Origin of the sequence: Microbispora bryophytorum, from assembly GCF_043197435.1 — a bacterium.
Taxonomy (GTDB): domain Bacteria; phylum Actinomycetota; class Actinomycetes; order Streptosporangiales; family Streptosporangiaceae; genus Microbispora; species Microbispora bryophytorum.
The window spans coordinates 156,849-171,215 of sequence record NZ_JBICTF010000002.1; the positions used below are offsets into that span (position 1 = coordinate 156,849).

At 71.4% G+C, this 14,367-nt stretch carries 17 protein-coding genes; 6 read left to right on the forward strand and 11 right to left on the reverse strand.

The window, feature by feature from the left end:
- Window positions 1-13: 13 nt before the first annotated feature.
- The 5 genes from ACGFIB_RS05540 to ACGFIB_RS05560 all read right to left on the reverse strand — a co-directional run bounded on the left by ACGFIB_RS05540 (window position 14) and on the right by ACGFIB_RS05560 (window position 5,308).
- Window positions 14-1,078: a glucose-1-phosphate thymidylyltransferase gene (locus ACGFIB_RS05540; protein WP_357262793.1), complete on the reverse strand. Its 1,065-nt coding sequence runs from the start codon at window positions 1,076-1,078 to the stop codon at window positions 14-16.
- 1 nt (window position 1,079) lies between these two features.
- Window positions 1,080-2,477, reverse strand: coding sequence for a sugar transferase (locus ACGFIB_RS05545; protein ID WP_357247921.1), 1,398 nt, complete (start codon window positions 2,475-2,477; stop codon window positions 1,080-1,082).
- A 683-nt stretch (window positions 2,478-3,160) separates the two neighbouring features.
- Window positions 3,161-3,532 (reverse strand): hypothetical protein, encoded by a 372-nt coding sequence (locus tag ACGFIB_RS05550; RefSeq protein ID WP_142567486.1) that lies wholly within the window; start codon window positions 3,530-3,532, stop codon window positions 3,161-3,163.
- 189 nt (window positions 3,533-3,721) lie between these two features.
- Entirely contained in the window at window positions 3,722-4,336 is a 615-nt protein-coding gene (locus ACGFIB_RS05555) for a GntR family transcriptional regulator (protein WP_142567487.1), read from the reverse strand.
- A gap of 9 nt (window positions 4,337-4,345) precedes the next feature.
- Window positions 4,346-5,308 (reverse strand): EamA family transporter, encoded by a 963-nt coding sequence (locus ACGFIB_RS05560; protein ID WP_393368730.1) that lies wholly within the window; start codon window positions 5,306-5,308, stop codon window positions 4,346-4,348.
- Window positions 5,309-5,541: 233 nt separating this feature from the next.
- On the opposite strand from ACGFIB_RS05560, the gene ACGFIB_RS05565 reads away from it, so the two are divergent.
- Window positions 5,542-7,587 carry a sensor histidine kinase gene (locus tag ACGFIB_RS05565; RefSeq protein ID WP_393368733.1) on the forward strand — a complete coding sequence of 682 codons (2,046 nt, stop codon included), beginning with the start codon at window positions 5,542-5,544 and terminating at the stop codon, window positions 7,585-7,587.
- The gene (locus ACGFIB_RS05570) at window positions 7,584-7,937 is read left to right on the forward strand and encodes a DUF742 domain-containing protein (protein ID WP_357247932.1); all 354 of its coding nucleotides are present in this window, start codon (window positions 7,584-7,586) and stop codon (window positions 7,935-7,937) included. The genes ACGFIB_RS05565 and ACGFIB_RS05570 overlap by 4 nt, the downstream gene beginning before the upstream one ends.
- Window positions 7,938-7,985: 48 nt before the next feature.
- Here the strand turns inward: ACGFIB_RS05570 and ACGFIB_RS05575 are convergent, their stop codons facing one another.
- Together ACGFIB_RS05575 and ACGFIB_RS05580 are read right to left on the reverse strand one after the other, a co-directional pair.
- Window positions 7,986-8,390 carry a hypothetical protein gene (locus ACGFIB_RS05575; RefSeq protein ID WP_357247934.1) on the reverse strand — a complete coding sequence of 135 codons (405 nt, stop codon included), beginning with the start codon at window positions 8,388-8,390 and terminating at the stop codon, window positions 7,986-7,988.
- Between the two features lie 79 nt (window positions 8,391-8,469).
- On the reverse strand, window positions 8,470-8,904 hold the full coding sequence (locus tag ACGFIB_RS05580; RefSeq protein ID WP_223852882.1) for a hypothetical protein: 435 nt from the start codon (window positions 8,902-8,904) through the stop codon (window positions 8,470-8,472).
- Window positions 8,905-9,165: 261 nt separating this feature from the next.
- Here ACGFIB_RS05580 and ACGFIB_RS05585 point away from each other — a divergent pair, with 261 nt between their 5' ends.
- Window positions 9,166-9,519 (forward strand): hypothetical protein, encoded by a 354-nt coding sequence (locus tag ACGFIB_RS05585; protein WP_317984631.1) that lies wholly within the window; start codon window positions 9,166-9,168, stop codon window positions 9,517-9,519.
- Between the two features lie 71 nt (window positions 9,520-9,590).
- Here the strand turns inward: ACGFIB_RS05585 and ACGFIB_RS05590 are convergent, their stop codons facing one another.
- Window positions 9,591-10,424 (reverse strand): carbamoyltransferase HypF, encoded by an 834-nt coding sequence (locus ACGFIB_RS05590; protein ID WP_357247938.1) that lies wholly within the window; start codon window positions 10,422-10,424, stop codon window positions 9,591-9,593.
- Between the two features lie 93 nt (window positions 10,425-10,517).
- The gene (locus ACGFIB_RS05595; RefSeq protein ID WP_393368739.1) at window positions 10,518-11,072 is read right to left on the reverse strand and encodes a TetR/AcrR family transcriptional regulator; all 555 of its coding nucleotides are present in this window, start codon (window positions 11,070-11,072) and stop codon (window positions 10,518-10,520) included.
- A 102-nt stretch (window positions 11,073-11,174) separates the two neighbouring features.
- On the opposite strand from ACGFIB_RS05595, the gene ACGFIB_RS05600 reads away from it, so the two are divergent.
- Both ACGFIB_RS05600 and ACGFIB_RS05605 read left to right on the forward strand, forming a co-directional pair.
- Entirely contained in the window at window positions 11,175-11,687 is a 513-nt protein-coding gene (locus ACGFIB_RS05600) for a nuclear transport factor 2 family protein (RefSeq protein WP_393368741.1), read from the forward strand.
- Between the two features lie 44 nt (window positions 11,688-11,731).
- Window positions 11,732-12,262 carry a GNAT family N-acetyltransferase gene (locus ACGFIB_RS05605; protein WP_393368744.1) on the forward strand — a complete coding sequence of 177 codons (531 nt, stop codon included), beginning with the start codon at window positions 11,732-11,734 and terminating at the stop codon, window positions 12,260-12,262.
- Here the strand turns inward: ACGFIB_RS05605 and ACGFIB_RS05610 are convergent.
- Entirely contained in the window at window positions 12,244-13,125 is an 882-nt protein-coding gene (locus ACGFIB_RS05610; protein WP_393368746.1) for a GNAT family N-acetyltransferase, read from the reverse strand. The genes ACGFIB_RS05605 and ACGFIB_RS05610 overlap by 19 nt on opposite strands.
- Window positions 13,126-13,169: 44 nt before the next feature.
- Window positions 13,170-13,619, reverse strand: coding sequence for a MarR family winged helix-turn-helix transcriptional regulator (locus tag ACGFIB_RS05615; protein ID WP_357247947.1), 450 nt, complete (start codon window positions 13,617-13,619; stop codon window positions 13,170-13,172).
- A gap of 57 nt (window positions 13,620-13,676) precedes the next feature.
- Between ACGFIB_RS05615 and ACGFIB_RS05620 the strand changes: the two genes are divergently transcribed.
- Window positions 13,677-14,285, forward strand: coding sequence for a TIGR03086 family metal-binding protein (locus ACGFIB_RS05620; protein WP_393368749.1), 609 nt, complete (start codon window positions 13,677-13,679; stop codon window positions 14,283-14,285).
- The last annotated feature ends 82 nt before the right edge of the window (window positions 14,286-14,367 follow it).

Below are 14,367 nucleotides of genomic sequence, written 5' to 3' on the forward strand. Positions count from 1 at the left end.
CCGGTGTGTCCGCTCATGAGATGATCTGCACCTTGCTGTGGTCGCCCAGCACGAGACGGTGGGCGCGGGGCGCGTGCGGCGCGGGCGTGACTTCCACATCGTGTCCGATCAAGGAGGCCTCGATCCGGCGCACGCCCTTGATGGAGGCGCGCGCCAGCACAATCGAGTATTCGATCTCGCTCGCCTCTATTCGGCAGTCGGCGCCGATCGAGGTGAACGGCCCGATGTAGGAGCCACTGATGACCGTTCCCGAGCCGACCACGACCGGGCCGACGATGCGGGAGCCGCGCACCGACGCGCCGGCTTCCACCACGACCCGCCCGATGAGCTCGGAGTCCTCCACGTCGCCGTCGACCCGGGGCTCCGCCGACTCCAGCACGAGCCGGTTCACTTCGAGCATGTCGGTGACGTTCCCGGTGTCCTTCCAGTAGCCCGAGATGATCGACGGTTCGACGTCGTGGCCCGTGTCGATGAGCCACTGGATCGCGTCGGTGATCTCGAGCTCCCCCCGCCATGACGGTTTGAGGTCCGCCACCGCCTCGTGCACCGCCGGAGTGAACAGGTAGACGCCGACCAGGGCGAGATCGCTCTTCGGCTCGCTCGGCTTCTCCACCAGCGTGACGACCCGCCCGCCCGCGTCCAGCTCGGCGACGCCGAACTGGCGTGGGTCGGACACTTGGGTCAGCATGATCTGCGCGCTCGGCCGCCGCGTCCGGAAACGCTCGACCAGGCTCTCGATGCCGCCCACCACGAAGTTGTCGCCGAGGTACATGACGAAGTCGTCGTCGCCGAGATAGTCGCGGGCGATCAGCACGGCGTGCGCCAGCCCGAGCGGCGCCTCCTGACGGAGGTAGGTGACCTGCAGGCCGAACCGGGAACCGTCACCGACCGCCGCCTCGATCTCGGCGTGCGTGTCGCCGACGACGATGCCGACCTCACGGATGCCGGCCGCCGCGATGGACTCCAGACCGTAGAAGAGCACCGGCTTGTTCGCCACCGGGACCAGCTGCTTGGCCTGCGTGTGCGTGATGGGCCGCAGGCGGGTTCCGGAGCCGCCGGCCAGGACCAGGGCCTTCACCTCAGTACGCCCCGTCGCCGCGCGTGACCGCCGACCACGTCTTCCAGAGCACCTGCAGGTCCAGCATCAGCGACCAGTTCTCCACATAGCGCAGGTCGAGCCGGACCGACTCGTCCCAGGACAGGTCGGACCTGCCGCTGACCTGCCACAGGCCCGTCATGCCCGGCTTGACGACGAGGCGACGGCGCACGTCCACCGCGTACTGCTCGACCTCGGACGCCAGCGGCGGGCGGGGCCCGACAAGGGACATCTCCCCGCGCAGCACGTTGAGGAGCTGGGGCAGTTCGTCGAGCGAGTGACGGCGCAGGATGGCCCCCACGCGGGTGATTCTTGGATCGTTCCTAATTTTGAACAGCACGCCGTCCGACTCGTTCTCCGCAAGGAGGACGTCGCGCAGCCTCTCGGCGTCCACGACCATCGTCCGGAACTTGAGCATGTCGAACTCCCGCCCGTGCCGGCCGACCCTGGTCTGCCTGAAGAAGGCGGGCCCGGGGCTGGTCAGGCGGATCGCGACGGCGATGGCGAGCATCGGCATCGCCAGGATCGCCAGCGCGCCCGCCGCGACGACCCTGTCGAACACGCTCTTCACGAACCGGCGGCCGCCGTCGAGGTCGGGATGCTGAACGTGGAGCAGCGGCATCCCCGCGACCGGCCGCACGCTCACCCGAGGGCCCGCGACATCCATGAGCGCCGGGGCGACGAACAGCTCCGCGCCCCTCGACTCGATGCCCCACGCGAGGCGGCGCAGCGCGGCGCCGTCCAGTTCGGGACAGGCCAGGACGGCCACCGCGTCGGCGGACACCTTGTCGACGACCGCCGCCGCCTCGGTGAAGTCCCCGAGCACGGGCACGTCGTCGACGTCGAGCAGCAGGCCGCGGTCCTCCGGATCCGGCAGGCACGCGGCGACGACCCGCATCCCGTGGTACGGCTGCCGCCGCAACTGCATGACCAGGTCGAGGACCGCGGCCCCGTGCCCGACCGCCACGACGCGCCGCAGGTACTCACCACGCGAGCGGGACCGGTGCAGGCGCTTGCGCATGCGGTGCCGGAAGAGCAGCGTGATGAACGTCGCGAGTGGCACCATCGCCATGACGTAGCTCCTCGCGACGGTGGTCTGCGTGACGTACGCGCCGATCGCGATGGTCGCCACCAGTCCGAAGCCACCTTGGGCAACCGCACGGAACTCCTCCGTGCCCTCCCCATGGGCACTCCTGCGATAGCTGCCGACCAAGCTCATGACACCGGGCCAGAGGATGGTCAGGGTGATGCCGAAGATCAGGTCCACCACGGGTATGTACGTGCCGAGCGCGAGCCGTGTCCCCTCCACCACGCCGAACGCGGAGATCGAACACACCAGATCACCGGCCATCAGCAGCCTGAAGTAGGCCGCCGTCGCCATGCTGGCGTATCTCCGTTGCTCAACGTGGGTGGTGACAGTTCGCGTCGGGGTCCACCCCAACCGCGTCTCCATCTATCACGCCCCTAGTCGCCGGACTATGCAGACTTGACGCCTGTTCCGCCACACAGGTTGACCTGAAGCACATACGCTTCCTGGCCGCTCTCCGACTTTGATATTAAAGAGCGATCTACGCCTGCGGAACGAAGGTTCCGTGTCCACATTCGGCCGTCCTGACGCTATCGAAATGGCTTGACGGAACGGTCCAATGATGCCCTCTTCGATGGGCTTGGCGAAATGACACCCGAAGTATGCACCCTCGTAACCTGCCGAAACACCCTCCCCGCGAAGGGATACCACCCGCCGGGGCGGCCGGGGCGGGAGTAGACGCAGGTCGGCACGCGTACCGGGCTGTGCGAGCCTCCGCGGCGCCCCTCCGACAGCCGCGGCAGGGGGCCGATACGGATTCGCCGCATGCGACGCCCACCGGTGGGCCGGATGAGTGCAGACCCTCCGCCGACGGATTTCGGTCCGTGTCGCGTGCGCCACACGGTCAGACCGTAAAGCCCGAGGTATCCCCGCCAGCAGGCCGAACTGGATTCGGAGTCTTATCTCTACGTGTAATCCGGAACGGGCCCGGCCACCGTCGTACTCCCGCCCCGTTGGCGGGCCCGCCGCCCCCACCTCTAGTCGTATTCGAGGTCGGGTAGCGGGGACGGCGGCTCCGGGCTGCGCCACACGACGACGTAGTCCGAGCATGCGCTCTCGACCGCGGTGCTCAGCCGGTCGAGGTCGAAGTCCGGCAGGTAGCGCAACCGGGCCAGGAAACTCGCGTCGGTCGCCGAGTGCGGGACCACGCAGCCCTCGCCCTCACGGTCCAGCAGGACGATGAAGACGTCCTCCGGCTGGCCGGGCGGATCCTGGTCGTCATGGCCGCCGACGCGGACCTCGACCACGTCCTCCCAAGCGAGGGCCTCGACGCTGCCGTCGGCGTAGTGACGTGTCACACCTTCTTCGGTGACGTACACATAGGTGTCCGGCACTGGGTTGCCGTGCATGGGCGCGATTGTGACGACTTGGAGCGGCATGGTGCAAGGGAAACCGCACTGAGAAAGCGGTGCAACGGAAACCGCGCCGAGAAAGCGGTGCGGGGGAATCCGCGGTCACGGGGAACCACGGGGAACCGCGCGGGGAAATCCGCACCCGTGGAGAACGTGCGGGAGGAATCGCCCGAAGCTCCTCCCGGCTCAGGGGTGCCGCCACCGCAGGTGCTCGCGCACCGCCCGCACGGCCTCGCTCGCCGGCCCCTCGGCGATGACGCGCAGCAGCGCGGCGTGCTCGGCGGCGAGCTCGCGCGGATCCTCATACGCGGTCCTGAGCCCGGCCAGCCCGAGCCGCGTCTCGGCCGCGAGCGTGGCGTACAGGCGCTCCAGGCGGGGGCTGGCGGCGGCGGCCACGAGCGCCTCGTGCAGCGCCATGTGCTCGGCCACCACGGCCGCCCAGGGCGCACCCGGCGGCAGGCCGGACAGGCGGTCAAGCGCCTCCTCCGCCGCCGTCACCCGCCGCCCCGCGACGGCCTCGGCCATCAGCTCCTCCAGCGGCGCGCGTACGTACATGAGGTCGGCCAGGTCGGCGGAGGTGATCACCGGGACGTACGCGCTGCGGTTGCGCTCGCGCCGCAGCAGTCCCTCGTGGACGAGCAGCGCCAGCGCCTCCCGCACGGTGGGGCGGGCCACGCCGTACCGTGCGGACAGCTCCTGCTCGGGCAGCGCGGCCCCCGGCTCGATGTCCCCGGACAGCACCCGCTCGCGCAGCGCGGCGGCGAGCGCCTCGACGGTGGAGACGGGTCTCAGGGTGGTCACGGGCCGAGCCTACTGGCGGCTTCCCGCCGCCGCCCGCGCCGTCCCGGGTGCGACGGCGTCCGGGTCGCGCGCCCCGGCGGGCAGCGCCACCACGACCAGCCCCAGGGCGAGCAGCGCCAGACCGGCCCAGGAGACGGGGGACAGGTGCTCGCGCAGCGCCACGACGCCCAGCAGGGCCGCGACGGCCGGCTCGGCCAGCGCGAGCGTGGCCGCCGTGGCGACGGGGGTCGTGCGCAGGCCCCGGCCGTACAGGAGATAGGCCAGCCCCGTCGTGGCGCAGCCGAGGTAGAGCGCGGTGAGCAGGCCGCCCGGGTGCGCGAGCCAGCCCGGTCCGGTCAGCACGAGGACCGGCAGCATGAGCACGGCCGCGCCGCCGAACAGAGCGCCCATGACGACCCCCGACGCCATCCCCCCGCCGATTGCCCGGGCCGCCACGACCGCGTAGAAGGCGTACAAGAGCCCGCCGAGGAGGGCGAGCGCGACACCTCCCGCGTCCACGCCTCCCGCGCCCACACCGCCCGTTCCCCTCCCGCCGGTGACGAGCACCGCGCATCCGGCGACCGCGGCGGCCGTGGCGAGCGCCCAGCGCCCGCTCGGCCGCTCGCGCCCGGCGATCCAGGACAGGAGACCGGTGAAGACCGGTCCGCTGCCGATGGCCACGACCGTGCCGATCGCCACGCCCGTCCTGGCGACCGCGGCGAAGTAGCACAGCTGGTAGGCCGCGACCGCGACGGCTCCCAATATCAGCGACACGATCGGCGACCGGCGCGGCGACCGGCGCGCGGGAACGTTCCCATTCGAGGTGCGGCGGCGCGTGACCAGCGCCAACGCCCCCAGCAGGGCCCCGCCGAGCACGAGGCGGGCCGCGGCCAGCGATACGGAGGCGGCGGAGGCGAGGGTGCCCACGGTGCCCGCGGTCCCCCACAGGACGGCCGCCGCCACCACCGCGAGCGGGCCGGATCTGGAGTTCATGGGTAGATTGTCTGACAACTAGACAGCGATCAGCAAGAGCTTTGCTCCACAACGTCGAGACTGTCCCGATATGGGGCTGTGGCCCAAGTCGTTAGGAACGATCCCTGGTAGCGGAGACTGACGCATTGCTATGGTTTCGCCACTGTTAACACGTGTGTAACCGACGGGCAGGTCTGATGGCTGGTCGGAAACGGTCCATCCGCTTCAAAATATTCGCGATTCTGCTAGTGCCTTTGACCGCCCTGGTGGTGATCTGGGGGTTCGCCGCCGCACTGACCATCGAGCAGGGGAAGCAGCTCCTGCGCATTCAGAAGGTCTACGACAACATCGTCTATCCCGTCGGTGAAGCCATCAACGAGCTGCAGAGCGAGCGGTTCGTGTCGGTGAGCTACCTCGCCTGGCGCACCTCTGCGCTGCACACCGACCTTCGGGTGCAGCGCCGCAAGACCGACGCCACCGCGGTTCTGCTGACCCGCCTGTCGGAGCAGGCCCGGGACGAGACGCCTGCCGCCATGTGGGACCGGCTCCAGGACCTGATCCGGCAGTTGGACCGGCTCGACGTCCTGCGCGGCCAGGTCGACGACAAGCGGCTCACCCGCCTCGACGTGATCGAGGAGTACAGCTCGGTCGTCGAGACCGCCCACCAGGTCTACGACCGGCTGATGATCTCCCCGGACATCGACATCATCGAGCAGACCAAGGCGCTGATCCTCATCACCCGCAGCCGCGAGATGGTGAGCCAGCAGTCCGCGCTCGTGCTGGGCGCCCAGGCGTCCGGGCGGATGACGCAGGACGAGCGGGACGCCTTCTCCGGGATGGTCGGCAAGCGCCGCCTGCTCTACCAGCTCGGCACGAGCCAGCTCGACGCCGGCCTGCTCAAGCAGTACGGCACGCTGAACTCCACCCCGACCTACACGTCGTTCCTCTCCCTGGAGGACGACGTGATCGCCAGGGTGCGGCCGGGGCAGCCGCTTCCGCCGGAGGCGATCGCCTGGCCGACGACGGCCCAGGCCCTGACCCGTCAGCTCACCGAGACGACCGGCGCGGCCGCCGGCGTCACCGCCGCCCGCGCCGCGCCGCTCGCGCAGAGCGTGCTCTGGGACATCGGCATCGTCGGCGGGCTCGGCCTCGCGGCCGTGCTCGCGACCGCGTTCATCTCCTTCCGGTTCGCCCGTACGGTGACCGGCGAGCTGAGCATGCTGCACCGGGCCGCGGCCGACCTGGCCGGACGGCGACTGCCCGACCTGGTACGACGGCTGCGGCGCGGCGAGGACGTCGACGTGGCGGCCGAGACGCCGCCGATGGCCCAGGCCAGCGGCACCGTCGAGATCGAGAACGTCGGCCGCGCCTTCACCTCGGTGCAGCACACCGCGATCGAGGCGGCCGTCGGCCAGGCCGAGCTGCGCAAGGGCGTCAACAAGGTCTTCCTGAACCTGGCCCGGCGCAGCCAGTCGCTGCTGCAGCGGCAGCTCGGCATGCTGGACGGCCTGGAGAAGGAGATCACCGACCCCGACCTGCTGGAACGGCTGTTCGGCGTCGACCATCTCACCACCCGCATGCGCCGCCACTCGGAGGGCCTGATCATCCTGTCCGGCGCCGTGCCCGGCCGCGGCTGGCGCAACCCGGTCCGGCTGTACGACGTGGCCCGCGCCGCCACCGAGGAGGTGGAGGACTACCTGCGGGTCGACGTGAACATGCCGCACGGGTACTCGCTCGCGGGCGGCAGCGTCACCGACGTCGTCCACCTGCTCGCCGAACTGATCGAGAACGCCACGGTCTTCTCCCCGCCGCAGACCCGCGTGCAGGTCAGGGGTGAGCTGGTCGCCCGGGGCTTCGCCATCGAGGTCGAGGACCGCGGGCTCGGCATCACCTCGGAGGAGCTGGCGCACATCAACGCGCGGCTCGCCGACCCGCCGGAGTTCGACCTGGCCGACAGCGACAGGCTCGGGCTGTTCGTCGTCGGGCTGCTGGCCCGGCGGCACAACATCCGCGTCTCGCTGCGCACCTCGCCGTACGGCGGGACCAGCGCCGTGCTCCTGCTCCCGCAGGAGATCGTGGTGGAGAACGACACGAGGGAACCGACGGTCGAGCGCCTCGCCCAGCCGGAGGCCCCGCCCCCCGCCCTGGCCCTCACGCCGCCGATCGGCGGCGGCGGCGCCCAGGATTCCCTGCCCCGCCGGGTGCGGCAGGCCAACCTGGCGCCGCAGCTCATGGAGGAGCAGGGCGACCTGTTCTCCTCCTTCCAGGCGGGCTGGCGACGCGCTCAGGAGGACTCGTGACCGAGCAGGAGGACGGGCCGCTGCTGCGTCCCTACACGCTCACCCGTGGCCGTACGCGTCCGAGCGGGCCCGAGTTCGATCTGATGACCGTCATCAGGACGGCTCCCGCGGCGTACAGCGGGATCTCCGGGCTGGCCCCCGAGCACTGGCGGATCCTGCAGCTGTGCCGGATCCCGGTGTCCGTGGCCGACCTGGCCTCGGAGCTCGGCCTGTCGCTGAACGTCGTGCGCATCCTGCTGAGCGACCTGCGCGACCAGAAGTTGATCAGCGCGCGGCCGCAGGCCACCGTCGCCCAGCTGCCCGAGGAACGCATCCTCCGCGAGGTGATCCAGGGACTCCAGGCGCTGTGAGGCGTCGGGAGTCCCCCTCGCGGGGCGTCGCCCGCTCTTACCGGTCCGTCACCAGTCCGTCTCGCAGGACTCGAGAAGCCGCTGCACGTGCCAGCGGGCCGGTGTCGTCAGCTCGTCGGCGTACCGGTCCAGCAGGGCCGCGCACGCCACCGCGTCGGCGGTCTCGACCGACGGCAGCACCAGGATCTCCTCCTCGCCGTCGAGCACGAGGCCGCCCCGCACGCTGAACGTCTCCCCGCCGACCGCGACGGCGGTCTCGAACACGAGGTCGTGCCCCGGGAGCGCCAGCGCGGCGCCGAGCCGTACGGCGGGCCCGGCCAGGTCGGAGACGGGCTCGACGCGGACGTGGGGGAAGAAGTCGCGGGAGACGGACCGTCCCATCTCGCTGAACCGCGCCGCCGTTCGCATCAACGTTGCCAGGAGTTCGGCGGCACCCTGACTGTTGGCGTCCACCCCCGCAGGGTAGATCATGGAAAGTTGCGGTTTGGCCAATATTTAGGTTGGACCGGAGATTTCCCCGAAAAGGGCGGCCTCAGCGAAAGGCGTAGCACTCCACCTCGGCCCGCCGGCGGGTCAGCCCGCCGCCCACCGACTCCTCGACGCAGGAACGCTGCGGGGCGCTGAGTTCGAGCACGCCGCAGACGCTGACCCCGGAGTACGCGCGGCAGTCGAGGCCCGGATTGAACGCGCCCACCTTGTACTGCTCGCGCACCTGCGTATGGCAGCGGTCTCGCGCCTCCGGCGTTTTCGCGTAGCGGCATTGGCCGACGAGGATGTCGTACTGCTCCTGGCTCACCTCCTGCCGCTTCACGCCCCCTTTGGGAAGTGCGGGCGCCTGCGGCTGACTCCCGGCCCACGGGCCGATCGTCGGGTGGCCGCCGGTCCCGGCGGCCACCGTGGCGACTGCGGCGACCGTGCCGAGCATGGTCATCGCAGCGAGCACGGCGACAGCGACGATCTTTCTCATGGCGATCCTCCCGAGCAGGAACGTACCCACGGGCGAACGGCCGCCCCCCTGCGCCGCGCCGGGCCCGCATGGACGGTCGTGACCTGCGTCACATCGAAGTCGACGCATGCAATACAGGGAGTAAATACACCATTGCGAAGTGTGACGACGGATGATCAAGGGTAAGTGAGGCCACGGAACCGACGGGGACGGCGTTAACGCCGTTCGCATCCTGTTCTTCGGTTCGAAATCCGGTCATTTCCGATACAACGGAGCTTTTACGTGCGATTTGTTCACGGAATCACGGCAGCGCTGGTCCTCAGCGGCCTCACGGTCACCGGCGCGGGCGCGAGCGCGCTGGCCGACGCGGGCCCTCAGCCCACGTCCCGCGCCGTCGTCGACGGCTACCAGGTCGTGACGCTGCCCAACGCGAACGTGCCGAACTTCACCCGGCGCACCGTGTACTGCCCCGCGGGCAAGCGCGCCGTGGGCGGCGGCGGCGAGGCGCAGGGCAACGACGCGGTCCTCGTGGGCAGCTTCCCCACCCCGGACGGCGCCGGATGGATCGCGCTCGGCCGGCAGAACTCTTACAACACCGTCGGCATCAGCGTCTACGCCATCTGCGCCAACGCCTGATCAAGTCACACGCTCCGCGGGGGAGCGGGCAGCGCCCGCTCCCCCGCGCGCATGACGCCGTGACGCGCCGTTCAGGGAGCGCTGACGGGCGACGGCTCCGGGCTCGCGGCCGGTTCCCTCCTGACGCAGGGGGAGGAGGTCGCGCCCAGCGTCAGGCGGGCCGGCAACCCCGTCGTCCGGCTCTGACGGCCGGCGCGTGCCAGCCCGCTCACCGTCAGCGTCCCGTCGCACGGCCACCCGTCCGCCCGCTCGCATGACCGGTCCCACACGGCCAGCGGACCGTCCAGACTCGCGGTGAGCAGATACTGCAGCGGGGTGCGCGGCAGGAACAGGTCGACGTCGGGCGTCGCGTGCCGTACGGCCCGGGGCAGCATCGGCTCGCGCAGCCGCACCAGCGTGGCCGGCTCGGCACGTTCGACCAGCGCGCGGATGTCGGGAGCGGAGAGGTTCGCCACCTCCCGGGCCGTCGAGACGTTCCTGACCAGCACCCGCACCGGTCCCGACGCGCCGTCCATGCGGGCCAGCGCCTGCTCGGACCTGGCGTCGCAGACGACCTGGTCGGCGAACAGGTCGCGCACGCCGGCCACTCCCCCGGCCCCGATCGCCGCGACGGCCGCCGCCAGCGCGTCCGCGCCCGTGGCGGCCTCCCACCGCAGGGCGGGGCCGCAGGCCGCGCAGCCCGTCGCGACGGAGGCCGATCTGCGGACGTCCGGCTCCCTGCTCTCCCGTCCGCAGTCCTCGCACAGGACGGCCGAGGGCGTCGCGGCCGTGGGCGGGCGGCAGTCGTCGCAGCAGACGAGCGGATACAAATACCTGCGGCCGGTCCGGTCGAACAGCTCACGCACGCAGGCCGAACAGAGCCCCCGCTCACTCCGCCGAGCGCGGGGGGATGCCGAGATGACCATGGAAGCGGCACTGCCCCCGGCCGGCCGCCCTAATCACACCGGCCACATGATTCTCAAGAGCGCCTGACCTGCGGTCATGCCGTACGGGACGGCTCAGCCGTCGGCGAGGGCGTGCAGGGACGGGCGGAGCGTTTCGGCGATCCGTTCGGGAGACGCGCCGCGCAGGGCCGTGAGGCCGAGCAGTTGGTGGGCGATCGTCACGCCCAGCATCGTGCTGACCATCAGGGCCGCCCGCAGCTCGGCGTCGCCGGAATCGATCGCGTCCGCCAGTTGCGCCACCTGCGCGTCGAGCTTGCCGCGCACCTCCTCGGCCGCGTCGGGGTGGGTGAGCATGGAGCGCATCATCGCCAGCGTCGCCTGCGGCAGCGGCCCCGTCTTCATGCCGATCCTGCCCAGCAGCTCCTCGACCGGGTCCAGCTCGCCGTCCAGCGGCGGGATCGACGGAATCCGCACGGCCTGCTCGAACAGCTCCTGCTTCGACCCGAAGTACTGCATGACCAGGGCCGGATCGACTTCCGCGGCCGCCGCCACGGCCCGGATCGTCGTGCGCTGGAAGCCGCACTCGGCGAAGATCGCCCGCGCGGCGGACAGGATGCGCTCCTCGGTGCGGCGCCGGCGCTCTGCCCGGCTCGTCGGCGTCCCCTCCACGGGACGACTCTACCGGCGTTGACCACATCGGCCCGTTCGCTCTACAGTCGTTGAGTCAACAAGTGTTGAGCGAAGTGCTTTCCCACTGATCGGAGCGAACGAATGCAGCTCACCCCGCGCGAGGTCCTGGCCCGCTATCACCGGGCGATGGTCGACAGGTCGGCCGACGACCTCGCCGACCTCTACGCCGCCGGCGCCCTTCACACGTTCCCGTTCCGGGCGCCGCTGTTCCCCGCCCGGTTGGAGGGGCGGGAGGAGATCCGCGCCCTCTACCGCGCGACGTGGGGCGCGAGCCCCGTACGGCTCACCGAGATCCACGACGTCGTCGTCCACGATGCGGCCGATCCCGAGGTCGTCACCGGCGAGTGGGAGGGCACCGGCACGGTCGAGCCGGACGGCCGGCCGTTCCGGGCCACGGGCCTGCTGACCCTGCGCGTACGGGACGGCGAGATCGTGGAGACGCGCGACTACATGGACGTGTTCGGCACCTACCACGCAATGGGCCGGCTGAAGGACGTCGTGGCCGCCACGGAGAACTGGACCGCGGAGAACGCCGCCGCCGGGAACCCTGCCGTCGAGAACCCTGCCGCCGGCAACCCCGCCGCCACGGCCTGATAGGGGTCGCACGCCTGCCCGCGGGCGCGGCCACAATGGTGACCATGACGATCTCGGGGACCGTGGTCCGCCGGGCGGAAGCGGCGGACGCCGCGGCTCTCGTCCGCCTGCGCGCCGTGATGCTGGAGGACATGGGGGCGGAGGTCGGGGACGACAGCGCTCCCTGGCGGGCGGCGGCCGAGGCGTGGTTCGCCCGGCGGCTGGGCGATCCGGAGGACTTCGCCGCGTTCGTGGTGGACGACCCGGAGCTCGGCGTGGTGAGCTGCGCGGCCGGCACCTGCGACCCCCACGCTCCGGGGCCGACCAACCCGAGCGGCCTGCAGGGCCACGTCTTCAACATCTGCACCGACCGGCGCCGTCGCCGGCTCGGCCTCGCGCGCCTCTGCCTCGACGCGCTGCTCGCCTGGTATCGCACCGAGACCGAGGTCCGGACGATCGACCTCAACGCCACGTCGTACGGGATCGAGCTGTACCAGTCCTTCGGGTTCGACGAGCCCCGCTATCCGGCTCTCCAGCTGCGGCTGGGCCCGCCGCTCGGGCGCGGTTTCACGAGCCATCAGAGGTCGAGCCGGTAGCGCACGGTCCGGTGCGTCGGCGAATAGCCGAACGCGTCGTTGATGGCCCGCATGTACGTGTTGCCGTCGGCGGTGTCGGCGAGCAGCCCGCCGAGGTCCGGGTGGTGCTCCCGGACCAGCCGGATCATCTCGGCCTTCATCCAGCGGCCGAGGCCGCGCCCGCGGTGCTCGGGAAGGACGCCGGTGCCGTAGTGCTGCCCGTCGCCCGTGCCGTCGCCGGGCACCACCAGCTCGGCGAAGCCCGCGATCGTCCCGTCTGCCTCGTCGACCGCGGCGACGGTGTGCAGGAGCTCGCCGCGTCGCGCGATCGCCTCGGCGGCGGCCCTGACCCGGGCGACGTCCCAGGGCGCCGGCCGGTAATCGAGGCCGTCCATCGGCATGTCGTCCATGGCGCGGCGGGACTCGGCGAACGTCCCGGCCAGTTCGTCCGGGACGACGCCCTCCCAGGAGACCAGCCGATATCCCGGATGCGGCTCCGCGAGGGCCGCGCCGAGGACGGCGGGGTCCACCCCGGCCATCGGCAGGCGGGTGAACGTCAGGCCCAGCGCCGGGCGGAACCCCCGCGCGGCCAGGAACGCCTCTCCGGGGGCGCCGGCCTCCGCCTCCGCGGTGACGCACCGCCTGCCCTCCTCACGCGCCGCCGCCAGGGCCGCGCCGAGCAGGTGCGACCCCACCCCGGCGCGGCGCTCGGCCGGGTGGACGTGCAGGTCGAGCTCGGCAAGATGCTCGTGCCCTGCGGCGGTGAACAGGCGCAGGTACGCCGATCCCGCGGGCGCGCCGTCGGGCCGGGAGGCCAGCCAGGCCAGACGCTGACTCGATGTGCCGGTGTGCGGATCGACCAGACGGGTCAACTGCAAAGACATGGGGGCACACCGTAACCATCGGCTCACTCATCGATCAACGGGATTTACCGGAACTCCTGCGGAAGCAGAGCGGATAGGACCCGCAACACCCGCACGAACGCCTCCTTGTCGTCGTCGGGCAGCCGGGACAGCAGCCGTTCCTCCATCCGGCGGATGCCCGCCTGAGCCGCGTCCCGCAGGCGGCGACCCTCGGGCGTGATGGACAGGAGCCGGACGCGCCGGTCGGCCGGGTCCGGGCTCCGCTCGATCAGCCCTCTGCGCTGGAGGTCGTCCAGGACGCTGATGATGCGTGTCTTGTCGGCGCCGATCGACTCCGCCAGCGCGGCCTGCGTGCGCACGGGCCGCTCGTCCAGACGCAGAAGCACGGCGTACGCCCACATCGACAGGCCGTGCTCCCGCAGGATCGGCGTCTCCGCGGCCATCAGCGCCCTGGTCAGGGGGGCCGCCATCGCGGCGAGATCGGGGCGGTCGGGCATGCCCCACAGCTTAGGCATTGACAGACAATAAGCACGTGCATATTGTCTGCATGCGCTTATGAAATTGGAGGAAAGATGGACATGCGGGAACTGGACCGGCGGGCCGTGCAGGCGAGCGTCGACATGGTGGCCGAGGTGCGCCCCGGCGACCTGGAGCGCCCGACCCCCTGCGCGGGCTGGACTCTGGCCGACCTGCTCGCGCACATGACCGCCCAGCACCTCGGCTTCGCCGCCGCGGCGGAGGGCCGCGGGGCCGACCTCGACGCGTGGCGGGAGCGGCCCGCCCCCGACCCCGTCTGGGCCTACGCCGCGGCGGCCGAGCGCCTCACCGCCGCGTTCGCGGCCGAGGGGGTGCTCGACCGCGGGCTCGTCCTTCCCCTAGTGGGGGTGGACGCGCCGTTCCCGGCCGCGCACGCCATCGGCTTCCACTTCATCGACTATCTGGTCCACGGGTGGGACGTCGCCCGCACACTGGGGATCGCCTACGACCCCGACCCCGAGCTGGCCGAGGCGGCCTGGCCGATCGCCCTGGCCGTGCCGGACGGCGAGTATCGCGAGAGGCCGGGCGCCGCCTTCGCGCCGAGCGTGCCCACCGCCCCGGAGGCCTCCCGCTTCGACCAGATCCTCGCCCGCCTGGGCCGGACCCCCGCTGCTCCCCGCTCACGGGAGCAGCGGGCCCAATAGAGGGACCGTGGAAGGCACAGGACAGGGGTGCTGACGAGTCATGAGTCCTCCACGACCTCACATGGCCCACCCCCTGAGCTGG

Coding starts and splice junctions, on each gene's coding strand:
- ACGFIB_RS05545 (WP_357247921.1), bottom strand. CDS start 2,477: ATGGCGACGGCGGCCTACTTCAGGCTGCTGATGGCCGGTGATCTGGTG.
- ACGFIB_RS05550 (WP_142567486.1), bottom strand. CDS start 3,532: ATGCACGGCAACCCAGTGCCGGACACCTATGTGTACGTCACCGAAGAA.
- ACGFIB_RS05560 (WP_393368730.1), bottom strand. CDS start 5,308: ATGAACTCCAGATCCGGCCCGCTCGCGGTGGTGGCGGCGGCCGTCCTG.
- ACGFIB_RS05580 (WP_223852882.1), bottom strand. CDS start 8,904: ATGAGAAAGATCGTCGCTGTCGCCGTGCTCGCTGCGATGACCATGCTC.
- ACGFIB_RS05590 (WP_357247938.1), bottom strand. CDS start 10,424: ATGGTCATCTCGGCATCCCCCCGCGCTCGGCGGAGTGAGCGGGGGCTC.
- ACGFIB_RS05600 (WP_393368741.1), top strand. CDS start 11,175: ATGCAGCTCACCCCGCGCGAGGTCCTGGCCCGCTATCACCGGGCGATG.
- ACGFIB_RS05605 (WP_393368744.1), top strand. CDS start 11,732: ATGACGATCTCGGGGACCGTGGTCCGCCGGGCGGAAGCGGCGGACGCC.
- ACGFIB_RS05610 (WP_393368746.1), bottom strand. CDS start 13,125: ATGTCTTTGCAGTTGACCCGTCTGGTCGATCCGCACACCGGCACATCG.
- ACGFIB_RS05615 (WP_357247947.1), bottom strand. CDS start 13,619: ATGCCTAAGCTGTGGGGCATGCCCGACCGCCCCGATCTCGCCGCGATG.
- ACGFIB_RS05620 (WP_393368749.1), top strand. CDS start 13,677: ATGGACATGCGGGAACTGGACCGGCGGGCCGTGCAGGCGAGCGTCGAC.